The sequence below is a fragment of the Cellulomonas sp. P22 genome (assembly GCF_044392165.1).
This window is the reverse complement of record NZ_JBISBW010000002.1, coordinates 223,738-243,663: the sequence shown is the minus strand read 5'-3', so window position 1 is coordinate 243,663 and position 19,926 is coordinate 223,738. Positions and strand designations below refer to the sequence as shown.

The window sequence follows — 19,926 nt, the reverse complement described above, 5'->3', positions numbered from 1 at the left end:
ACCATGGGGGTCATGAGCCTCGACCCCGTGGTGACGAACCCCGAGCACTACCGCACGATCTTCGAGAACGAGGAGGTGCGCGTGCTCGAGTACACCGACGAGCCGGGCGACGCCACCGCCCTGCACGCGCACCCCGACTCCCTCATGTACACGCTCACGTCCTTCACCCGCCGGCTGTTCCAGGACGACCAGGTGCGGGACGTCGAGCTGCCGGCAGGCGAGGTCGTGTGGCTTCCCGCGCAGCAGCACCACGCCTGCAACACCGGCCAGACCCCCACCCGGGCGATCTTCGTCGAGATGAAGCACCCGGCGGTCCGCCCGCCGGGGGACGCGGGGGTGCTCGGCCCGGCGTGAGCGGTGAGTCCGTCGTCGGCGACGGCGCTCGGCGGGCGCGCCCACGCCCGGCGACCGAGGATGGCCCCACGTGGGGTGCGCCGTCGTGGCGCGGCGAGGAGAGACGATGGGCTTCCAGGAGGTCGTCGAGACGGTCGGCCAGGGCGTCGACGCCGCGGGTGTCGTGGCGATCGTCGTCGGGGCGATCGCGGCCGGGGTCGCCGCGCTGCGCACCGCGCGGGGCGGCGACGCGCCGGTGTACCGGCCGTTCCGCCAGCAGCTCGGCCGCTCGATCCTGCTGGGGCTCGAGCTCCTCGTGGCTGCGGACATCATCCGTACCGTCGCCGTGACCCCGACGTTCGAGAGCGTGGGGGTCCTCGCGGGGATCGTGCTCATCCGCACGTTCCTGAGCTTCTCCCTCGAGCTCGAGATCTCCGGGCGGTGGCCGTGGCAGCCGAAGGCCACCACGGGCGCCCCTCAGGAGTGACGCAGCACGCTCACCGCGAAGTCGGCGTCGTCGTGCCACGCCCCGAGCTGCCAGGTGGCGAACCGGTGCTCGACCCGCAGCCCCGCGCCCTCGACAGCGGCGTCGAACACCTCGAGCGGCAGTCGCCGCACCTGGAAGCCCACCACCACGAACCCGTCGCCCGCCACGGCCGCCCCGACCCGGCGCAGGGCCTCGGACGCTGTGCCCCGCACGAGGAACGGCATGACGTTGCCCGCGAGCACGGCCGCGTCGAACGGCTCGTCCTCGCCGAGGGCCGCGAGGTCGAGCGCCGCCAGGTCGGAGACGTACCAGCGGGGGCCCGGGTGGTCGGTCTGCGCGGCCTCGATCAGCAGCGGGTCCACATCGACGCCGACGACCACGTGGCCGCGCGCGTGCAGCTCACCGCCGACGCGGCCCGGGCCGCACCCGGCGTCGAGGATGCGGGCGCCTCGCGGCACCATCGCGTCGACGAACCGGGCCTCGCCCGCGAGGTCGTGGCCGTCGGCGGCCATGGCCCGGAACCGGGCGATGTACCAGCGGGAGTGCTCGGGGTCAGTCGTGCCGGGCCAGGTGGCCCCGTCAGGCGTGTGCATCTCCGTAGTGTCGGTCGTCCACGGCCCGCACCGCGCGCCCGACACCCCGTGGACGATGCTCGGGCTCGTCCGCGTCGCGCGGGGGCAGGGTCCGGCGCGGGGTGGGCACCTCGGCGTCCCACGCGGAGAAGCGCGAGCAGTCACGCCCCTCCTCCTTCGCGCGGTACAGCGCCGCGTCGGCCCCCGCGAGGGTCTGCGCCGCGTCGCGGGAGCGCGAGAACGAGGCGATCCCCGCCGAGAACGTCACCTCCGAGATCTCGGCCCACTCGGCACGCAGCACGTCCACGGCCGTGAGCGCCTGTCCGGGGCGGGTCCGGGCCAGCAGCAGCACGAACTCCTCACCGCCGAAGCGGGCCGCGTAGTCGCGTCCCCGCAGGTGCTGCGCGAGCGTCGACGCGAACCGCTCGAGGATCACGTCCCCCGCGGCGTGCCCGCCCGCGTCGTTGACGCGCTTGAAGTGGTCGAGGTCGCAGATCACGACGCAGTCGCCGATCGCGAGGCGCTCGAGGCGCCGCTCGAGGCCCCGCCGGTTGCCGAGCCGGGTGAGCGAGTCGGTGCGGCTGAGCTCGTGCAGCAGCTCGGTGGCGGCGCGCTGCCGGGACTGGCTGGTCCCGAGCGTCGCGCTGATGGCGAGCCACGCGGCGCAGTAGACCGCGAGCCGGATCCACGAGGTCGCATTGACCGCCGTGAGGGTCGCCATGTAGGCGACGGTGGCGAGCGGCAGCAGCAGCGGCCCGGCGGAGCCGTGGTGGAACAGGCCCGTGTAGACGAAGCACAGGGGGATGAGGCCCACGTACGCCGTGGCGACGCCCTCGATCTCGAGCGCGACGGCGAGCAGGGTCAGCAGCGCCACGGCCGGGAAGACGAGCGTCGCGAGCCGGGGCAGGCGTCGCCACCGGACCCGCAGGCTCAGGCCGGCGAGCAGCAGCAGGGTCCCGGCAGCGGCGAGCAGCAGCCCTGTCCCGCGCAGGTCCAGGGACAGCAGCGGAGCGCTGATCGCGAGCACGGCCCCCATGAACACCAGGAGCACCCTGCCCACCACGGCCTCCAGGCCGCCCGTGCGCACCCACCGTGGCGTGCGGCGCGCGACCCACCCGATGAACGACCTGTCCGCCGCGACGGTGCCGAGGGTGCGCGATGACGTGCTCACACCTTGCTCATCGTCCAGGCGGGGCCCGGTTTGCAGGGTCGGGGCCGAGTTCCTCGTCACGCCATGCCCCGCCGCGCCGCGCCGCGCCGCGCGCCCGGAGCCCGGTCAGAAGCTGGGACCGCCCAGGTAGACCGGGACGAGGTAGGCGAGGGTGCACGCGAGGATGCCGGCGCCGAAGATGTACCCGTTCGCGTGACCGAAGCCCACCGCGAACAGCCACATGCCCAGCAGGAACAGCGCGAAGCACAGCAGGAAGATCACGGCACCCTGCCCGCGCGGCCGTGCGGTGGGGTAGGCCTCGTCCGACGCGGCGTCCGCGGTGGAGAGCTCGGCGAACTCGTCGTGCTGGGACATGGCGCACTCCCTCCGGTGGGCGACGGCGACGTCCTGTCCAGGATGCGCCCGGCAGGGTCCCGGTGCCCACCGCACCGCCTCAGGTACGCGTGTGAGCATGGGCGCATGGACGCGCGCGCCACGACCCTCGAGACGGCCGGGCCGCTCGACCTCGCGCTGACCCTCGCGCCGCTGGCCCACGGCCGGTTCGACCCGACGTTCCGGCGGACCGCCGACGGCGCCGTGTGGCGCACGACCCGGACCGCCGACGGGCCCGTCACCTGCCGGTTCGTGCAGGCCTCGCCCCACCACGTGCACGTCGCGGCCTGGGGTCCGGGAGCGGTGGCCGCGCTCGCGGACGCCCCGGAGCTGCTCGGGGCCCGCGACGACCCGGCCTCGTTCGAGCCGACGCTCGACCTGCTGCGCACCGCGCACCGCCGTCATGCGGGCCTGCGCATGGTGCGCACCGGCAGGGTCCTCGAGGCCCTCGTCCCGGCGGTGCTCGAGCAGCGTGTGGTGCTGCGCGGCGCGCACGACGCGTGGCGCCGGCTGCTCGTGCAGCACGGTGACCCGGCGCCCGGTCCGGCGCCCGACGGCATGCGCGTGCCGCCCGATGCCCGGGGCTGGCTCGCGGTGCCCTCGTGGGACTTCCACCGGGCCGGGGTCGACCCGCGGCGGGCCCGCACCGTGACCGAGTGCGCACGGGTCGCCGCGCGGCTCGAGGAGGCGGTCACGATGGCGCCCGAGCAGGCGAGGGCCCGGCTGCAGCTCGTGCCGGGGGTGGGTGTGTGGACCGCGGCCGAGACGGCGCAGCGCGCCCTGGGCGACGCGGACGCGGTCTCGGTCGGTGACTACCACCTGGCCGGTCAGGTCGGCTGGGCGCTGGTGGGGCGGACGGTGGACGACGCCGGGATGCTCGAGCTCCTCGAGCCGTACCGGCCGCACCGGCACCGGGTGGTGCGGCTGCTGCACCTGTCGGGGGCGGCGCGCGTCCCTCGCCGCGGTCCGCGCCTCGCGGTGCAGGACCACCGGCGCGGCTGACCGCCCGGCGGCAGGACCACCGCCCGCAGGACCGCCGCCCGGAGGCAGCACCGCCGCCCGGGCGGCGCGCCGGGTGCGCTCCTAGGATCGGGACGGTGACGCGGGTCGGGATCAGCGGGTGGCGCTACCCGCGGTGGCGCGGCACGTTCTACCCCGTGGGCCTGCCCCAGCGCGACGAGCTCGGGTACGCCGCCGCGCGGCTCGGGACGATCGAGCTCAACGGCTCGTTCTACTCGCTGCAGCGCCCGTCGAGCTACCAGCAGTGGGCCGCGCAGACCCCCGAGGACTTCGTGCTCGCGGTCAAGGGCGGGCGATTCGTGACGCACCTGAAGAAGCTCGTGGACGTGCAGGTGCCGCTCGCGAACTTCTTCGCCTCGGGGGTGCTCGCGCTCGGCCGCCGGCTGGGACCGGTGCTGTGGCAGCTGCCGCCGACGCTGCCCTACGACCCCGACCGGCTCGCCGCGTTCTTCGCGCTGCTCCCACGCACCACGGCCCGCGCCGCCGAGCTGGCCGCGCAGCACGACGCGCGCCTCGACGGGCGGGCGTGGACCACGACCGACGCCGACCGACCGCTGCACCACGCGCTCGAGGTGCGGGGGGCGGGCTACGTCGAGCCCGGTTTCGTCGAGCTGCTGCGCGCGCACGACATCGCGCTCGTCGTCGCGGACTCGGCGGGGCGCTGGCCCCAGCTCTTCGACGTGACGTCCGACGTCGTCTACGTGCGGCTGCACGGGCACGCCGAGCTGTACGCGAGCGGCTACCCGCGCACGCTGCTCGAGGAGTGGGCCGCCCGGGTCCGGGCCTGGTCGGCCGGCGAGACCGACGTCGGAGGCCCGCTCGTCGCCTCGCACGCACCGCGTGCCCCCCACGGGCGTGAGGTGTACGTGTACTTCGACAACGACGCGAAGGTCCACGCGCCGTTCGACGCGATGTCCCTCGCGGCGATGCTGCGCGACGGCCCGCCGGGCGCCGCCGCGCAGTGACGGGCAGGACCCACGGCACCGCCCAGACCGCCGCCGCGCGTCTGGCTCGATGCCCGGTATCGTCGGTTCTGGGGCCCTGCGCCGCGCAGGGCGGGGGAGCGCGCGCCATGGTCGACAGGCCGGCCACACCCGGAGGTGTGCAGCTCATCGTGTACCCGGAGCGTCTCGGGGCGACGATCCCGGGCCTGCTCGCGCTGCTCGACGGTCCGTTCCGTGGGGTCTTCTCGGGCGTGCACCTGCTGCCCTTCTACGTCCCGTTCGACGGAGCCGACGGCGGCTTCGACCCGATCGACCACACCCGCGTCGACCCCCGGCTCGGCACGTGGGACGACGTCCGGGCGCTCGCCTCACGGTTCGAGCTCACCGCGGACCTCATCGTCAACCACGTCTCCTCGCGCTCGCCGCAGTTCCTCGACGCGACACGGCTCGGCGACGCGTCGCAGCACGCGAGCCTGTTCCTGACGATGCAGGGGGTGTTCCCGGACGGCGCGCGGGAGGAGGACCTGCTGCGGATCTACCGTCCGCGCCCGGGCCTGCCCTTCACCGCCGTGCCCTGGGGTGAGGGACGCAGGCTCGCCTGGACCACGTTCACGCAGGACCAGATCGACCTCGACCTGCGCGGCGACGCGGGCTGGGAGTACCTCGACCGCGTGCTGGTGACGCTCGCCGAGGCCGGGGTCACGACCGTGCGGCTCGACGCCGTGGGCTACGCGATCAAGACGGCCGGGACGTCGTGCTTCCTCACCCCCGACACGTTCGACCTGATCGACCGGATCACGGCGCGGGCGCACGGTCTGGGCATGCGGGTGCTCGTCGAGGTGCACGGGCACTACGCCCAGCAGGTCGCGCTGGCCCGACGCGTCGACCTGGTGTACGACTTCGCGCTGCCCCCGCTCGTGCTCTACAGCCTGTTCACGGGCGACGGCGACCCGCTGCGCCGGTGGCTCGCCGTGCGCCCGGCGAACGCGGTCACCGTGCTCGACACGCACGACGGCATCGGTGTGGTCGACATCGGGCCGGCGCACGACGAGACCCGGGAGCCCGGGCTGCTCGACCCGGAGCAGCTCGAGCTGCTCGTCGAGGGCATCCACGAGCGTGCGGGGCAGGGCTCGCGCCTGTCCACCGGGACCGGCGCGTCGAACGTGGACGTCTACCAGGTCAACACCACGTACTTCGAGGCGCTCGCGCGTGACGACTCGCGCTACCTGGTGGCCCGGGCGCTCCAGTTCTTCACCCCGGGGATCCCGCAGGTGTACTACGTGGGGCTCCTGGCCGGGTACAACGACCTGGTGCTGCTGGCCGAAACCCGGGTCGGTCGTGACATCAACCGGCGGCGCTACCTACCACGCGACGTCGAGGAGCACCTGGTGCGCCCGGTGGTCGTCGCGTTGCTCGACCTCATCCGGTTCCGGGACGCGCACCCCGCGTTCGGCGGCGGGTTCAGCTTCGGTGGCAGCGGCGAGCACCTCGAGCTGCGCTGGAGGAAGGGGCGCGACGAGGCCCGGCTCGAGGTCTCGCTCGGAACGGGCCGTGCCGCGCTGACCTGGACCGACGAGGACGGGGACCTGCGGCACGTCCCCGACCTGTTCGACGGTGCCCGGGAGCTGCGGCTGCCGTGGCGGCGGCAGGCCTGACCGCCGGGGGCCTCAGGGCGGGGGCGTGCCGTCCAGGGCCGGTGCGGCCAGCAGGGCACCCCTGTCCTCGTCCCGCTCGAGCGGGGTGCGCTGGTCCCAGCCCGGGCGCCGCAGCCGGTAGAGGAGCAGCGGGGGTGTGCCCACGAGCACGACCGCGGCGGCCGTCAGCCAGGGGTAGGCGCCCACGTCGACCGGTGTGGCGGCCGGCGGGATGAACGTCATGAAGAACGCGGCGAGGCACGCGGCGAACCCGATCGTCGCGACAGCGGGCATCCCCGGGGTGCGGAAGCCCCGCACGACGGCGGCGTGCGTGCGGCGCAGGGTCACGGCCGCGACGAACACCATCATGTACATGACGAGGTAGAGCGCGGCCGCGGTCCCGACGAGCAGCGCGAGCACAGCGGCGGGATCGGGCACGACGACGAACAGCACGGCCAGCACCGAGACCACGGCCCCCTGGAGCAGGAGCACACCGGTCGGGGTGCCGCGCGCGTTGCGCCGCTGCAGGCTCGGGGGCAGCAGCCCCGCCCGGCCGGCGATCTCGAGCCCGCGGCTCGGGCCCGCGACCCACGTCAGGACCGAGGCGAGCGCGCCGACCGCGAGCAACGCCGAGACGACCTGCAGGGCCCAGGGCACGTCCCACAGGCCCAGGAAGGTCCCGAAGGCGATGTTCGCCCCGCTCGTGGCGCCCAGATCGGCCCTCTCGACGACGAGCGACACCGCGATCGGGGGGAGCACGACCACCGCCACGACGAGCGCGGCGCCGAGCAGCACCGCGCGCGGCAGGCCACGTGCCCGCGCTCGCAGGTGCCCGACGTGCACAGCGTTGACCTCGATCCCGGTGAAGGCGAGGACGTTGGACATCACGAGCACCACGGTGGCGATGCCGGTGTACGGCGGGACGAGCTCGGCGGGGGACAGGCTCACCTGGCTGCGTTCACCCGTGGCGAGCCACACCCCGCCCAGGGCGACGAGGAGCGCGGCGGGCAGCAGCGTGCCCAGGACACCGCCCCACGCGCCCAGCCGGGCGAACAGGGTGCCGCCGAGCATGGTCACCAGGGTGCAGCCCCAGAACAGTGCGAGCACCACCACGGCGGTGTACACCCCGGACGTCGCCAGGTCGGGGGCGACCAGCACGTACGCGACGCTCGCTGCGATGAACGCGAGCTGCACGGGGTACCACACGACGCCCTGGACCCACTGCAGCCAGACCGCCGTGAGGCCCCACCGCGGGCCCAGGGCCTCGCGGACCCACACGTACACGCCCCCGGTCCAGGTGCTGCCCAGCTCGGCGACGACCAGCGCGGTCGGCACCAGGAACACGAGGGCCGGCACGAGCAGCAGCACCACGGCGCCCAGCCCGTACGGCGCCATCGCGGGCGCCGAGCGCAGCCCCACCACAGCCACGACGGTCAGCACCGTCATCTGCGCGAGCGTGATCGCGCGTGACCCGCTCCGCGCACGGAGGCGCGGGCGTCGGCGCGTCCGGGCCCGGACCTGGTGCACCGGTCCGCTGACCTCCCCGGCGGGCGGCCGACCGTCCGCCCCCGCCGCGGAGGACGGGTGAACGGTGGACACGGCTCCCGCTCAGTGGTGGAAGGCCGACTGCGGGGCCTCCTGCGGGAGGCTCCCTTCGAGCCCGTCGAGGTACTCGGTCTGGGTCTTGATGTCGTTGAGCAGCAGGGCCGCGAGGTCCATGCTCAGGCCGTTGCGGACCACGATGCGCTGCACCGTCATGTCGGACAGGTCGTCCGGCATCGGGTAGGCGGGCACGAGCCAGCCGCGCGTGCGCAGCCGGTCCTGCAGGTTGTACAGCGTCCACCTGTCGGTGTAGCCCGGCTTGATGCGCCAGGCGAACACGGGGATGTCGCTGCCGTCGTTCCACAGCTCGAACGGCCCGAGCTCGGCGATGCCCTTCGAGAGGAAGAGCGCGACGTCCTGCGAGGCCTTCTGCACCTCGTAGTAGCCCTTCCGGCCCAGCCGCAGGAACAGGTAGTACTGCAGCAGCACCTGCGCGCCCGGCCGCGAGAAGTTCAGCGCGAACGTCGGCATGTCACCGCCGAGGTAGCTGACGTGGAAGACCAGCGAGTCGGGCAGGTACTCCTTGTCGCGCCACACGACCCAGCCCAGGCCCGGGTAGACCAGGCCGTACTTGTGGGCCGAGGTGGAGATCGAGTGCACCCGGTCGATCCTGAAGTCCCACTCCAGGTCGGGCTGCAGGAACGGGGCCACCATGGCCCCGGACGCCCCGTCGACGTGGATCGCGACGTCCAGCCCCGTCTTCTCCTGGATCCGGTCGAGGGCCTCGGCCACCTGCTTCACCGGCTCGTACATCCCGGTGTACGTGACCCCCAGGATCGACACGACGCCGATCGTGTTCTCGTCCACGTACTTCTCGAGGTCGTACCCGTCGAGGGTCTTGTGCTCCTCGGTGATCGGCACGAGCCGGATCTCGATGTCCCAGTAGTTGCAGAACTTCTCCCAGCACACCTGCACCGCCGAGCTCATCACGAGGTTCGGGTTGTCGACCGACTTCCCCGCCGTGCGGCGTGCCTCCTGCCAGCGGCGCTTGAGGGCCAGGCCACCGAGCATGCAGGCCTCGGACGATCCGATCGTCGAGCACCCGGTGGTGCTCGTCGGGGCCGGGGCGTGCCACAGCTCGGCGAGCATCCGCCAGCACGTCTGCTCGATCGCCGCGGTCTGCGGGTACTCGTCCTTGTCGATCATGTTCTTCTGGAACGAGTCGTTGTAGAGCTTGATCGCGTGCTCGTCCATCCACGTGCCGACGAAGGTCGCGAGGTTGAGCCGCGCGTTGCCGTCCAGCATCGTCTCGTCGTGGACGATCTGGTACGCGGTGGACGGGAGCATCGGCTCCTCGTCGAGGCTCGTCCGCGACGAGAGGGTGTCCTCCCCGCGCCGGGCGAAGATCGGGTCGGACGCGTTCAGGCTCTCGTTGAGGCTCTCGTTGGTCGACATCTCTCATCCTCCAGCGCGGCCCCGCGCCGGGACCAGGCTCGGTCGGTGCCGACGGCACGATGGCCCCCGGCGGTGTGGATCGCGTGCGCGAGCTGCGTGCCCAGGCACGGCTCGGTGCCGGGTGCACGCTCCATCGGACGCACGGCGGCGACGGTGTCGGGCTGCCGGCCGGCTCGCACCGAGGGGGACGGGAGCAGCGGCGCAGCGGCCGCCAGCCGTCCAGCGTGGACGAGGTCAGGTGGTGGGGGCCCGGTCAGGGACCGGAGCGCGGCGCACCGGCCGGGGCCGCGAGCGGGTTATGGGTGGTGACATGTGTGCCCCCTCTGGTCCACCCTGCGTCCGTTCAGGCTACGTCGCCTGCCCGGGCGGGGCGCGTCCAGCGCCCGCAGACCCGGCGGGAGGTCCGAGCACGACGACGCCGGCCCCCGGACGGGGACCGGCGTCGGGGGCCAGGTCACACGGACGCGGTCTGCGCCTCGATCTCCAGGCACGCGCGGATCGTCGCGACGATCGCGGCGGGCACGTCGGCGTCGGCGTAGCCCAGGACGGCCTGTGACGGTGCCGGGTCGGACACCGCGTCGCGGGCGTTGAAGCGCACCGAGTCGGACACGTGGATGCCGTGCTCCTTGCCGGCGGCGGCCGCCGCTGCGTCGTGCTCGGCCGCGGTGGGGAGCATCGCCTCGAGCGGCACCACGCCCACCTCGTCGGGGTCGCGACCGATGAGCTCGCAGATCGTCCGGTGGAACTCGACGTACGTCAGGTCGTACCCGTTGATCGGGTACCGGCCGCCGTGCTCGCCACGTTCGATCGCGCCCGCGGCGGCCTGTGCCACCTGCTCGACGGTGACCGACGACGTCGACCCCGCCCCGACGCCCACGAAGCCCGGCTGCGCCCGGATCAGGTCGATGAACATCTGCCACAGGGGCGTGCGCCCGGGCATCGTGCCGAAGATGTACGGCAGCCGCAGCGACATCACGTCCATCGCGCCGTCGCCCTCGAGGTAGGCGATCTCCTCCTGCGCGAGCCGCGTGCGGGGGTAGCCGTTGCGCGTCCGGTAGCCGAGGTCGGGCCACTGCTCGGCGAACTCCGCGGTGTAGGAGTTGAACAGCACGAACTTCTTGACGCCCGCGGCCCGCGCCAGGCGCGCGACCCGCTGCACCGGACGCACGTTGGCCTCGTAGAAGAACTTCGCCGCCGGGGCGTCCGGGATGATCCGCTCGTCGGCACCCGCGGCGTACACGACCGCGTGCCGACCCGTCAGAAGGGCGCCGAGCTCGTCGTCCGACAGCGCGCTCACGTCGGCCAGGAGGCTCTCGACCTCGGCGGGGAACAGGTCCTCGGCCGGCATCGGCGGCAGCGCGAGCGACGTGACGGCGAAGCCCCGTCGCACCAGCTCGAGGGTCGTGTGGTACCCGAGAAGGCCAGTGCCTCCGATGACGAGGACCGATTCCATGATGTGTAGCTCCCTACGGTGCACCGGCGCCCCCGGCGCCAGGACGGCGAGTGCCGTCGAAAACCAGTCTGTCCGGGTCACGCCACGGTCCTGAGGTCCAAGGTCCTGGCTCGATGGGGCCTTAGGTCCTGCGAACCGACCCGCAGCTCAGAGCCACTTGCGGGACCGGAACACAGCGAACAGCCCGACCGAGCACGTGACCATGAGCCCCAGCGCGACGGGGTACCCGTACTCCCACCCCAGCTCGGGCATGTGCTCGAAGTTCATCCCGTAGACACCGCCCACCAGCGAGGGTGCGAACAGGATCGCGGCCCACGCCGAGATCTTCTTGACCTCCTCGTTCTGCACGAGGCTGGCCTCGGTCATGGCCCGCATCTCCTCGTTCTGACGCTCGCTCACCACCGTCGCGTTCACGGTCAGCGCGTTCTGCAGCAGCGCGCGGTGGGAGTCGACCCGCTCGACGATGCGCTGCACGTGGTCCTCGACGTCCCGCAGGTGGCGGCGCAGGTCCCGGTCGGTCCCGGTCTCGCCGAGCCCCGAGCGGATCTCCGCGAGCATGCCCACGAGGGGGTGCGTGGCCCGCTGGAACTCCATGACCTCGCGATACAGCTGGTAGATGCGCCGCGAGACGTCCGGGGTGCCCGCGAAGACCTCGATCTCGATCTCGTCGATGTCGTTCTGCAGGCCCAGGACCACGGGCGCGTACTCGTCGACGACCTGGTCCAGGATCGCGTACAGCACGGCCTCGGGCCCGAGCCGCAGCAGCTCCGGGGTGTCCTCCATGCGCTCGCGGACCCGGGGCAGGTCGGGGCACTCGGCGTGGCGCACCGTCACGACGAAGTCCTTGCCCGTGAAGACGTGGAGCTCGCCGAACTCGACGCGCTCCTCCTCGTCGAGGTAGCGCGCGGGCCGCAGCACGGTGAACAGCACGTCGCCGTAGCGCTCGAGCTTGGGGCGCTGGTGCGCGCTGATGGTGTCCTCGACCGCCAGCGGGTGCAGGTCGAACTTGCGGGCGACCGACTGGATCGCCGCGCGGTCGGGCCGGTAGAGGCCGATCCATGCCATCTCGCCGTCGGCGTCCAGCAGCTCGAACGTCATCTCGAGCGACTCGGGTTCTGCTCTGCGACGCCCGTCGACGTACACGGCGTTGTCGATCACACTCATGCTGCGGCCTTCCCGTCACCCGTGCCCGCCCCCTGCAGCCTCGCTCGACTGCGGGCCGGGGCGGAGCCGCCCCCATCATGCCGTGGGTGCGGCGGGCCGGCGGCCACCCGCCTACGCGGCGTGGGGCGCGCGGACGTGCGGGTACCGCGCGTCCCGGCCCTGGAACTCCAGGATCGCCGGGTTGACCACGGAGCCGTCCCGCACCTCGATGGCCCGGCCGATGGTCTGGTCCGCGTCCCACGCCGCGGGACCTGCCATGACCGTGGGCAGGAAGGGGAGCAGCGCCTCGCTGATCTCCCAGGTGGCCGACGCCCACAGGTACGACGGGCTGTGGTCGACCGCGTAGTAGTGCACACGGTCCCCGACGTCGAACGTCGGCGACTCGAACGTGGTCGTGCGGGCCCAGGTGAAGCCCATGCCCTCGTCGCACGAGACGTCCACGACCAGGCTGCCGGGCCGGAACCCGCCGAGCTGGTCCTCGCTGAGGTACGTGAGCGGGGCGGCGGGGTCCTGGAGCGTGCAGTTGACGACGACGTCGAACGTCGCGAGGAACGGCGCGAGCGGGACGCGCCCGGTCTCCGTGAGGACGTGGTTCACGAACGGCGCGACCTCGTCGTGGTCGAGCTGCGAGATCCGCGCCGAGTGGATCGGGGAGCCGACGGCCGCGGCGCCCCGGTGCGTGAGGACGTGGACGTCGTGCACGCCGTGCGCGTTGAGCGCCGTCACCGCCCCGCGCGCTGTCGCGCCGAAACCGATCACCACCGCACGCAGGCGCCGGCCGTAGTCGCCGGTCGACCCGTCCAGCGCGAGGGCGTGCAGCACCGAGCAGTACCCCGCGAGCTCGTTGTTCTTGTGGAACACGTGCAGCCCGAACCCGCCGTCGTGGGCCCAGTGGTTCATGGCCTCGAACGCGATCAGCGTGAGGTGCCGGTCCACGGCCACCTGGGTCAGCGCGGCGTCCTGCACGCAGTGCGGCCAGCCCCACAGGACCTGGCCCTCCCGCAGCTCGGCGAGGTCGGCCGCCTGCGGCTTGGGCAGCAGGACCACGTCGGAGCGCTCGAGCAGCTCGGCGCGCGAGCAGACGCCTCCCACGAGCGTGCGCAGGTGGTCGTCGGTCGCACCCAGAGCGGCGCCGTAGCCGTTCTCGAGGAGCATGCGTCCGCGGAGTCCGGGGTCGATCCGCTCGAGATGCTCGGGGTGGATCGGGAGCCGGCGTTCGTCCTGCTTGCGGGACGTCGCCGGCACTCCGAGGTGGACAGCGCCGGACCTGACGGTCATCGTGGCTCCCTCGTGCGGACCACGTGGTCCGCGCCCTCGACAGTACGGCACCCGTCCGGGGGCCTGCCCTGCGGGCCGCTCCGGTCCGGGCTACCGTGCTGCGCAGCGGACGCCCGAGGGCCGGGAGCACGCAGGCGGAGGACGGACATGCGCGCGTCGGAGGTTCTGGTGGACGGCTTCACCCGCGTGCAGCAGGCGGGCCGCGCGGCGCTCGCGGGCCTCACGCCCGAGCAGGCGAGCTGGCGCCCCGACGGGCACGGCAACTCGGTGGCCTGGCTCGTGTGGCACCTCACCCGGGTCCAGGACGGCCACGTCGCCGACGCGTTCGACGCCCCGCAGGTCTGGACCTCGGGCGGCTGGGCCGAGCGCTTCGCGCTCCCGCTCGACCCGCACGAGACGGGCTACGGGCACACCTCGGAGCAGGTCGCCGCGGTGCAGGTGGCCTCGGTCGGCCTGCTGCGGGAGTACCTGGAAGCGGTGCACGAGGTGACGGTGGCCCGGGTCGCGGCGCTCGCGGACGCCGACCTGGACCGCGTCGTGGACGAGTCGTGGGACCCGCCGGTGACCCTGGGGGTCCGCCTCGTGAGCGTGATCGCCGACGACCTGCAGCACGCGGGGCAGGCCGCGTACGTCCGCGGGCTGCTGACCTGAGCTCACCGCCCGGGCGGGTCGACCCCTTGCCGCCCACCGCGCGCCGGGCCACGATCGACTCGAGGCGTGGGCGGTACCCGGCGGAGCGGAGCACATGCGATGGACCTGCATCTCCAGGACAGCGTGGCGGTCGTCACGGGCGCGAGCCGCGGCATCGGGCTGGCCGTGACGAAGGCGCTCGCCGCCGAGGGCGCCAAGGTGGTGGCCGGGGCGCGCACCCTGAACCCCGACCTCAGCCGTCTCGAGTGGACCGGGGTGGTGCTGCCCGTCGAGGTCGACCTGTCGACCCCCGAGGGGCCCGAGTACCTCGTGGGCCGATCGGCTCACTTCGGAGGGCTCGACATCCTCGTGAACAACGTCGGCGCTGTCACCCCGCGGACAGCGGGGTTCCTCGCGGTGACCGACGAGGAGTGGTTCGCGACGTGGAACCTCGGGTTCATGGCGGCGGTCCGGGCGACGCGCGCGGCCGTCCCGCTGCTGGTGGCCCGCGGCGGCGGCGTGGTGGTGACCATCGCCTCGGTCAACGCCTTCCTTCCTGACCCCGGGGTGATCGACTACTCGGCGACCAAGGCCGCGCTGCGTAACGTCTCGAAGTCGTGGTCCAAGGAGTTCGGTGCTCAGGGCCTGCGGTTCTCGACGGTGAGCCCGGGGCCCGTCGCCACCGACCTGTGGCTCGGCGAGCACGGTGTCGCTGCGACCCTCGCGGCGGCCGCCGGGACCGACCCCGACACCGCCCGCGAGCAGGCCATCGCCGCCCAGGGTGGGTTCGAGACCGGGCGGTTCACCCGGCCGGACGAGGTCGCCGACCTCGTCGTGCTGCTCGCGAGCGACCGTGCCGGCAACGTCACGGGTGCCGACTTCGTCATCGACGGCGGCCTCGTCAAGACGCTCTGAAGGCCGCCGTCAGGGCACTACCAGGCTGAGCGCTCGTAGTCCTTGAGGAAGCAGCCGAACAGGTCCTCGCCCGCCTCGCCGCGCACGATCGGGTCGTACACGCGCGCGGCCCCGTCGACGAGGTCGAGCGGCGCGTGGAACCCCTCCTCGGCGAGCCGCACCTTGGTCGGGTGCGGGCGCTCGTCGGTGATCCAGCCGGTGTCGACGGCGGTCATGAGGATCCCGTCCTCGGCCATCTCGGCCGCGGACGTGCGCGTGAGCATGTTCAGCGCGGCCTTCGACATGTTGGTGTGCGGGTGCCCGGGGCCCTTGTAGCCGCGCGCGAACACCCCCTCCATCGCCGAGACGTTCACGACGTAGGTGCGCCGGGCCGGCGACGCCTTCATCGCGGGACGCAGGCGGCTGATGAGGATGAACGGCGCCGTCTGGTTGCAGAGCTGGACCTCGAGCAGCTCCATCGCGTCGACCTGGTCGACGGTCGCGACCCAGCTGTTCGTGTCGGCGGTGTCGGGCACCAGACCGCCCGCGTCGATCGAGGTGCCCGCGACGAGCCGTTCGAGAGACGCGGCCTGCGCCGTGAGGGCCATGCTCGCGACGTCGGTCTGCGCGGCGAGCTCGAAGACGGGGCTCGTGAGCTCGGTGACCGAGCCGGCCAGCGCCCGCGGGTGGGCGTCGCTCGTGTGCCCGAGCGTGCGCACCACCGGCATGGGGCCGGCGGGCAGGGGCTCGAGCTCGGCGTCAGCGAGCGGGGAGTAGGCACCGGGCGACCGGCGCACCGTCTGCGCGGCGTTGTTGATGAGGATGTCGAGCGGGCCCTCGGCCGCGACCTGGTCCGCGAGGGCCACGACCTGGGCCGGGTCACGCAGGTCGATGCCCACGATCGTCAGGCGGTCGAGCCAGTCGGCGCTGTCCTCCATCGCGGCGAACCGGCGGGCCGCGTCGCGCGGGAAGCGCGTCGTGATGGTCGTCTCGGCGCCGTCGCGCAGCAGCCGCAGCGCGATGTACATGCCGATCTTCGCGCGGCCGCCCGTGAGCAGCGCGCGCCGGCCCCGGAGGTCGGTCCGCGCGTCGCGCTTGGCGTGGTTGAGCCGGGCGCAGGCCGGGCACAGCTGGTGGTAGAACGCGTCGACCGTGGTGTACGGCTCCTTGCAGATGTAGCAGGGCCGGGGGCGCAGCAGCGTCCCGGCGATCGCTCCCTGCGCGTTCGAGGTGATGGGCAGGCCGCGCGTCTCGTCGTCGATGCGGCCCGGGCTGCCGGTCGCGGTCGCGGCGACCACCGCACGGTCGGCCTCGCTGATCGCTGCGCGCTTCTCGGTGCGACGCTGCTTCTTCGCGGCCTTGAAGAGCTGGGCCGTGGCGCGCCGTGCCACGGTGATGTGCGGGTGGTCCGAGGGCAGCTCGCCGATCTGCTCGATCACGCGCAGGAAGACCTCGAGGTCCGCTGCGTCCACACCGTCGGCCACCTCCGCGTAGCGCGCGTCGGAGGAGTCGGTCGCTGTCATGTTCCGTGTGCCGTCCTGCCGGGTCGGGCCGTGCCGACCACCTGAAATGAACCGCGCCTACTGTAAGGGCCCCGGCTGGGTGGGTTCGTTCCTTGACGGCTCCGGGGTGCCGACATACGTTCGAAGGAGGCCGACCTGGCGACGGTCGTCCGGTCCGCCGTGGGAGGCATCATGCTCTCCGACTATGCGCCCAGCCCCACCTTGGCAGTCTCTGACGTCGATCGGGCACGCGCGTTCTACGAGGGGGTCCTCGGCTTCGTCGAGAACACGGACGACAGCGTCCCGGACGGGGTCGTCTACAGCGCGGGGGACGAGTCGTTCCTCGTCTACGCGTCGGACTTCGCGGGCACCAACCAGGCGACGGCCATGTCGTTCCAGGTCCCGGAGGGGGAGTTCGACGCCGAGATCGCGAAGCTGCGCGACAACGGCATCACGTTCCAGACGTTCGAGACGGACGAGGACACCGTCTGGGCGGACGGGATCGCCACGATGGGGGACATGCGCTCGGTGTGGTTCACCGACCCTGACGGCAACATCCTCAACATCGAGACGTCCTCGATCGAGGTGGTCTGAGGAGCGACGCCCAGGGCGGTCGCGGTCAGTGCCGCGCCACCACCGGGTAGCGCAGCACCGTCCGCAGCCGCGCGGGTGACACCCGGAGCGGGTCCGACAGGTAGATCTCGTGGTGCCGGCCCGACATCACCAGGCCTCGCGCGTCCATGTAGTCGGTGAGCGCGGTCATCGTCTCGGGTCGGTCCGCGTACGGCCCCACGTGGAGCATCTGCACGCAGCGACCCTCGGTCAGGCGCGTGGCCCGGATGTCGGCGAGCGCGTTCAGCCAGGGTCGGTCGGTCCGGGACGTCTCGGCCGCGGCCGCGACCTCGGTGGCGTCCACGAACTCCGGCAGCCTGACGAGCATGGTCCAGTTCCAGTCGTAGGGGGACAGTCGCGCGGGTGGGACGAGCTCTCCCTCGTCGTTCCACCAGAGCCCCTCGTGCTTCGCGATCGCGAAGTCCTGACCGCGGGCTCTCGCGCGCGCCTTGAGCGTGCGCAGCGTCGTGTCGATGGCGTCGACGGCCACCCGGTGGGCCGCGCCGCCCGGCTCGCCGCGACCGTTGATCGCGACGTAGCCGAGCGACGGCAGGACGATCTCGGTCGGGTGGGCCGGGGGCAGGTAGTACGACCGGTCGGAGATCATCAGGTCGGTCTTGCCACCGGGGGCGGGGATCACGTCAGGCGGGCCTCTCGGGCGCCTGTTCGGCCGGCTCGGCCACCGTCGGCGTCGCCGTCGGAGCGACGAAGCGCTGCACGAAGTCGAGGGTCGTGCCCGCGACCTCCCGCCACCCGCTGTCGATCGTCAGCGCGTGACCGCGGCCGGGGACCTCGCGCAGCTCGGTGACCCCGGCGTTGCGGCGCTGCTTCTTGAACGACGCGTTCGTGACCGCGAACGGCACGGTGTGGTCGAGCTCGCCCGAGAGCAGCAGCATGGGCCCGCGCTCCGGGTTCTTGCTGTTGACCTTGGCCTGGGTCCAAGGGTTGAGGTTGGCCGTCGCAGCCTGGAACAGCGGCGTGCCGGACGCGGGCACCGCGAACGTCTCGTACAGCGCGCGGGCCTCGTCCTCGCCGAGCGCGTTCGCGAACGCGAAGCGGAACTGCTCGTACGTGAGGGGGACCGCTCGCCCGTAGTTTCCCGGGTTGCCGAGCACCGGCGAGGACGACTTGAGCGCCGAGACGGGCAACGGCAGCACGCCTCGGAAGGGTGCCGGGTCGATCACGACCGTCGCGGCGGCCAGGCCGCGTCCGGCGAGGATCTGTGCGAGCAGCCCGCCGAACGAGTGCCCCACGAGGACCGGGGGTGCGTCGAGCCGGGCGATGACCTCCGCGAAGTGGTCGGCCACCTGCTTGACTGTCTTGTGGGCGAACACCTCGGGGTGCGCCTGGGCCTCAGCGACGGTGTTGGGATCGTCGGGCCAGCCCGGCGTCAGCGTCGCGTACCCCGCGTCCTCGAACACCTCACGCCACCGGTCCCAGCTGCTCGGCAGCAACCACAGCCCGTGGATGAACACGACGGGGGGTCTGCCCGACGCGTTCGCCTTGTCGATCTGTGCCGCTTCGAAGTCCGTGATCGTCGCCATGCGATCTCCTCCGGGGTGGGGGCCCGACCCTCCGCTCCGCGGAGCGCCGTGACCGGGATCAGCATCGCATTTGTCCGGATCGTGCACCAGCGTCGGCCGGGTGGGCGACCGCGGACGGTGCGGCAGACTGGCGGGGTGCGCGCCCAGCCCCTCACGCCGGACGGCGTCGTCCGGCACGTCGCCGAGGCGGTCCTCGCGACCGCGGACCGGCAGGGTGGCCGGTTGCGGGTCGCGATCGACGGCGCGCCCGCGGCGGGACCGGGCGACCTCGCGGACGCCCTCGTCGACCCGCTGCGTGCCGCCGGGCGCCCGGTGGTGCGGGTCTCGGCCGACGACTTCCTGCGACCCGCGTCGCTGCGGCTCGAGCACGGGCACGACGACGCCGACGCGTACCTCGAGGACCGGATCGACACGGGCGCGCTCACCCGCGAGGTCCTGGATCCTCTCGGCGAGGGCGGCACGGGCCGATACCTGCCGAGCTTCTGGGACCCCCGCACCGACCGAGCCACGCGCGCACCGTACGAGGCGACCGCCCCCGGCACCGTGCTGCTGCTCGACGGTGCGCTGCTGCTCGGGCGCTGGCTTGACCTGGACCTGACCGTCCACCTCGCGCTCCGGCCCGCCACGCTCGCCCGGCGCACCCCGCCGGACGGCGCGTGGACGCTGCCCGCGTTCGCCCGCTACGGCGAGGAGGTGCGGCCCGAGGAGGTCGCCGACCTGGTGCTGCGGGTGGACGACCCGCGGCACCCGGCGCTCGTGGTCGACGTGTGACAGCGTCGGAGGGCGACGGGTCCGGCGACGGCTGATGGGGTGAGGGCATGAGGCGCAGCGCGGGCATCCTGCTCCACCGCGAGGTCGATGGTCGCGTCGAGGTGCTGCTCGGGCACATGGGTGGCCCGCTGTGGGCCCGCAAGGACGCGGGTGCCTGGACGATCCCCAAGGGCGAGCCTGCCGACGGCGAGGACCCGCACGTGGCCGCCGTGCGCGAGTTCACCGAGGAGATCGGGCGACCGCCGCCGCCCGGGCCCGAGATCGACCTCGGCACCGTGCGCCAGCGTGGCGGCAAGCTCGTGACCGCGTGGGCGCGCCGGGGCGACCTCGACGTCACGACGATCGCGAGCAACCCGGTCGAGATGGAGTGGCCGCCCCGCTCGGGGCGTCGCATCGTCTTCCCCGAGCTGGACCGAGCCGCGTGGTTCCCGCTCGACGAGGCGCGCGCGCTCGTGATCGGAGGCCAGGTCCCGCTGCTCGACGCGCTCGAGGCGCGGCTGCCCGGATCGTCGACGGACGGCGGGCCGCCGCCGCTCGGGTAGGTTTCT

General features: G+C 73.2%; 21 protein-coding genes. 10 read left to right on the top strand and 11 right to left on the bottom strand.

Annotated elements, in window-relative coordinates:
- The first annotated feature begins 12 nt into the window (after window positions 1-12).
- Together ACGIF2_RS01865 and ACGIF2_RS01860 are read left to right on the top strand one after the other, a co-directional pair.
- Window positions 13-354, top strand: coding sequence for a cupin domain-containing protein (locus ACGIF2_RS01865; RefSeq protein ID WP_396042869.1), 342 nt, complete (start codon window positions 13-15; stop codon window positions 352-354).
- A gap of 106 nt (window positions 355-460) precedes the next feature.
- Window positions 461-820, top strand: a complete 360-nt coding sequence (locus ACGIF2_RS01860) for a DUF1622 domain-containing protein (protein ID WP_396042867.1) — start codon at window positions 461-463, stop codon at window positions 818-820.
- Here the strand turns inward: ACGIF2_RS01860 and ACGIF2_RS01855 are convergent.
- The 3 genes from ACGIF2_RS01855 to ACGIF2_RS01845 form a co-directional block, all read right to left on the bottom strand.
- Complete coding sequence (locus tag ACGIF2_RS01855; protein ID WP_396042865.1) at window positions 811-1,413, bottom strand: methyltransferase domain-containing protein; 603 nt, start codon at window positions 1,411-1,413, stop codon at window positions 811-813. The two genes, ACGIF2_RS01860 and ACGIF2_RS01855, sit on opposite strands and share 10 nt — an antisense overlap.
- The gene (locus tag ACGIF2_RS01850; protein WP_396042863.1) at window positions 1,400-2,563 is read right to left on the bottom strand and encodes a GGDEF domain-containing protein; all 1,164 of its coding nucleotides are present in this window, start codon (window positions 2,561-2,563) and stop codon (window positions 1,400-1,402) included. The genes ACGIF2_RS01855 and ACGIF2_RS01850 overlap by 14 nt, the downstream gene beginning before the upstream one ends.
- A gap of 105 nt (window positions 2,564-2,668) precedes the next feature.
- The gene (locus ACGIF2_RS01845) at window positions 2,669-2,917 is read right to left on the bottom strand and encodes a hypothetical protein (RefSeq protein WP_396042861.1); all 249 of its coding nucleotides are present in this window, start codon (window positions 2,915-2,917) and stop codon (window positions 2,669-2,671) included.
- Between the two features lie 105 nt (window positions 2,918-3,022).
- Here ACGIF2_RS01845 and ACGIF2_RS01840 point away from each other — a divergent pair, with 105 nt between their 5' ends.
- The 3 genes from ACGIF2_RS01840 to gtfA all read left to right on the top strand — a co-directional run bounded on the left by ACGIF2_RS01840 (window position 3,023) and on the right by gtfA (window position 6,554).
- On the top strand, window positions 3,023-3,937 hold the full coding sequence (locus ACGIF2_RS01840) for a DNA-3-methyladenine glycosylase family protein (protein ID WP_396042859.1): 915 nt from the start codon (window positions 3,023-3,025) through the stop codon (window positions 3,935-3,937).
- An 86-nt stretch (window positions 3,938-4,023) separates the two neighbouring features.
- Complete coding sequence (locus ACGIF2_RS01835) at window positions 4,024-4,920, top strand: DUF72 domain-containing protein (protein WP_396043342.1); 897 nt, start codon at window positions 4,024-4,026, stop codon at window positions 4,918-4,920.
- A gap of 107 nt (window positions 4,921-5,027) precedes the next feature.
- Window positions 5,028-6,554 (top strand): sucrose phosphorylase, encoded by a 1,527-nt coding sequence (gtfA, locus tag ACGIF2_RS01830; RefSeq protein ID WP_396042857.1) that lies wholly within the window; start codon window positions 5,028-5,030, stop codon window positions 6,552-6,554.
- Between the two features lie 12 nt (window positions 6,555-6,566).
- Here gtfA and ACGIF2_RS01825 read toward each other — a convergent pair whose 3' ends face one another.
- The 5 genes from ACGIF2_RS01825 to ACGIF2_RS01805 all read right to left on the bottom strand — a co-directional run bounded on the left by ACGIF2_RS01825 (window position 6,567) and on the right by ACGIF2_RS01805 (window position 13,425).
- Window positions 6,567-7,979 (bottom strand): amino acid permease, encoded by a 1,413-nt coding sequence (locus tag ACGIF2_RS01825; protein WP_396042855.1) that lies wholly within the window; start codon window positions 7,977-7,979, stop codon window positions 6,567-6,569.
- 162 nt (window positions 7,980-8,141) lie between these two features.
- On the bottom strand, window positions 8,142-9,530 hold the full coding sequence (locus ACGIF2_RS01820) for a glutamate decarboxylase (protein ID WP_396042853.1): 1,389 nt from the start codon (window positions 9,528-9,530) through the stop codon (window positions 8,142-8,144).
- A gap of 454 nt (window positions 9,531-9,984) precedes the next feature.
- Complete coding sequence (locus tag ACGIF2_RS01815; RefSeq protein ID WP_396042851.1) at window positions 9,985-10,983, bottom strand: NAD-dependent epimerase/dehydratase family protein; 999 nt, start codon at window positions 10,981-10,983, stop codon at window positions 9,985-9,987.
- A 147-nt stretch (window positions 10,984-11,130) separates the two neighbouring features.
- Window positions 11,131-12,147, bottom strand: coding sequence for a magnesium and cobalt transport protein CorA (locus ACGIF2_RS01810; RefSeq protein WP_396042849.1), 1,017 nt, complete (start codon window positions 12,145-12,147; stop codon window positions 11,131-11,133).
- Between the two features lie 111 nt (window positions 12,148-12,258).
- Window positions 12,259-13,425, bottom strand: coding sequence for a N(5)-(carboxyethyl)ornithine synthase (locus tag ACGIF2_RS01805; RefSeq protein WP_396042847.1), 1,167 nt, complete (start codon window positions 13,423-13,425; stop codon window positions 12,259-12,261).
- A 147-nt stretch (window positions 13,426-13,572) separates the two neighbouring features.
- Between ACGIF2_RS01805 and ACGIF2_RS01800 the strand changes: the two genes are divergently transcribed.
- Complete coding sequence (locus tag ACGIF2_RS01800; protein WP_396042845.1) at window positions 13,573-14,076, top strand: DUF664 domain-containing protein; 504 nt, start codon at window positions 13,573-13,575, stop codon at window positions 14,074-14,076.
- 99 nt (window positions 14,077-14,175) lie between these two features.
- Window positions 14,176-14,970 carry an SDR family oxidoreductase gene (locus ACGIF2_RS01795; protein WP_396042843.1) on the top strand — a complete coding sequence of 265 codons (795 nt, stop codon included), beginning with the start codon at window positions 14,176-14,178 and terminating at the stop codon, window positions 14,968-14,970.
- Window positions 14,971-14,987: 17 nt separating this feature from the next.
- On the opposite strand, the gene ACGIF2_RS01790 is transcribed toward ACGIF2_RS01795, so the two are convergent.
- Window positions 14,988-16,472: an SDR family NAD(P)-dependent oxidoreductase gene (locus ACGIF2_RS01790; protein WP_396042841.1), complete on the bottom strand. Its 1,485-nt coding sequence runs from the start codon at window positions 16,470-16,472 to the stop codon at window positions 14,988-14,990.
- Between the two features lie 171 nt (window positions 16,473-16,643).
- Between ACGIF2_RS01790 and ACGIF2_RS01785 the strand changes: the two genes are divergently transcribed.
- Window positions 16,644-17,045: a VOC family protein gene (locus ACGIF2_RS01785; protein ID WP_396042839.1), complete on the top strand. Its 402-nt coding sequence runs from the start codon at window positions 16,644-16,646 to the stop codon at window positions 17,043-17,045.
- Between the two features lie 25 nt (window positions 17,046-17,070).
- Here the strand turns inward: ACGIF2_RS01785 and ACGIF2_RS01780 are convergent, their stop codons facing one another.
- Together ACGIF2_RS01780 and ACGIF2_RS01775 are read right to left on the bottom strand one after the other, a co-directional pair.
- Window positions 17,071-17,703, bottom strand: a complete 633-nt coding sequence (locus ACGIF2_RS01780) for a GyrI-like domain-containing protein (protein ID WP_396042837.1) — start codon at window positions 17,701-17,703, stop codon at window positions 17,071-17,073.
- 1 nt (window position 17,704) lies between these two features.
- On the bottom strand, window positions 17,705-18,607 hold the full coding sequence (locus ACGIF2_RS01775) for an alpha/beta hydrolase (protein ID WP_396042835.1): 903 nt from the start codon (window positions 18,605-18,607) through the stop codon (window positions 17,705-17,707).
- Between the two features lie 135 nt (window positions 18,608-18,742).
- Here ACGIF2_RS01775 and ACGIF2_RS01770 point away from each other — a divergent pair, with 135 nt between their 5' ends.
- Both ACGIF2_RS01770 and ACGIF2_RS01765 read left to right on the top strand, forming a co-directional pair.
- Window positions 18,743-19,378: a uridine kinase gene (locus tag ACGIF2_RS01770; RefSeq protein ID WP_396042833.1), complete on the top strand. Its 636-nt coding sequence runs from the start codon at window positions 18,743-18,745 to the stop codon at window positions 19,376-19,378.
- A gap of 47 nt (window positions 19,379-19,425) precedes the next feature.
- Window positions 19,426-19,920, top strand: coding sequence for an NUDIX domain-containing protein (locus ACGIF2_RS01765; protein ID WP_396042831.1), 495 nt, complete (start codon window positions 19,426-19,428; stop codon window positions 19,918-19,920).
- Window positions 19,921-19,926: the final 6 nt, after the last annotated feature.

Coding starts and splice junctions, on each gene's coding strand:
- ACGIF2_RS01775 (WP_396042835.1), bottom strand. CDS start 18,607: ATGGCGACGATCACGGACTTCGAAGCGGCACAGATCGACAAGGCGAAC.
- ACGIF2_RS01825 (WP_396042855.1), bottom strand. CDS start 7,979: ATGACGGTGCTGACCGTCGTGGCTGTGGTGGGGCTGCGCTCGGCGCCC.
- ACGIF2_RS01785 (WP_396042839.1), top strand. CDS start 16,644: ATGCTCTCCGACTATGCGCCCAGCCCCACCTTGGCAGTCTCTGACGTC.
- ACGIF2_RS01860 (WP_396042867.1), top strand. CDS start 461: ATGGGCTTCCAGGAGGTCGTCGAGACGGTCGGCCAGGGCGTCGACGCC.
- ACGIF2_RS01820 (WP_396042853.1), bottom strand. CDS start 9,530: ATGTCGACCAACGAGAGCCTCAACGAGAGCCTGAACGCGTCCGACCCG.
- gtfA (WP_396042857.1), top strand. CDS start 5,028: ATGGTCGACAGGCCGGCCACACCCGGAGGTGTGCAGCTCATCGTGTAC.
- ACGIF2_RS01840 (WP_396042859.1), top strand. CDS start 3,023: ATGGACGCGCGCGCCACGACCCTCGAGACGGCCGGGCCGCTCGACCTC.
- ACGIF2_RS01800 (WP_396042845.1), top strand. CDS start 13,573: ATGCGCGCGTCGGAGGTTCTGGTGGACGGCTTCACCCGCGTGCAGCAG.
- ACGIF2_RS01855 (WP_396042865.1), bottom strand. CDS start 1,413: ATGCACACGCCTGACGGGGCCACCTGGCCCGGCACGACTGACCCCGAG.
- ACGIF2_RS01845 (WP_396042861.1), bottom strand. CDS start 2,917: ATGTCCCAGCACGACGAGTTCGCCGAGCTCTCCACCGCGGACGCCGCG.
- ACGIF2_RS01815 (WP_396042851.1), bottom strand. CDS start 10,983: ATGGAATCGGTCCTCGTCATCGGAGGCACTGGCCTTCTCGGGTACCAC.
- ACGIF2_RS01795 (WP_396042843.1), top strand. CDS start 14,176: ATGGACCTGCATCTCCAGGACAGCGTGGCGGTCGTCACGGGCGCGAGC.
- ACGIF2_RS01810 (WP_396042849.1), bottom strand. CDS start 12,147: ATGAGTGTGATCGACAACGCCGTGTACGTCGACGGGCGTCGCAGAGCA.
- ACGIF2_RS01790 (WP_396042841.1), bottom strand. CDS start 16,472: ATGACAGCGACCGACTCCTCCGACGCGCGCTACGCGGAGGTGGCCGAC.
- ACGIF2_RS01805 (WP_396042847.1), bottom strand. CDS start 13,425: ATGACCGTCAGGTCCGGCGCTGTCCACCTCGGAGTGCCGGCGACGTCC.
- ACGIF2_RS01765 (WP_396042831.1), top strand. CDS start 19,426: ATGAGGCGCAGCGCGGGCATCCTGCTCCACCGCGAGGTCGATGGTCGC.
- ACGIF2_RS01865 (WP_396042869.1), top strand. CDS start 13: ATGAGCCTCGACCCCGTGGTGACGAACCCCGAGCACTACCGCACGATC.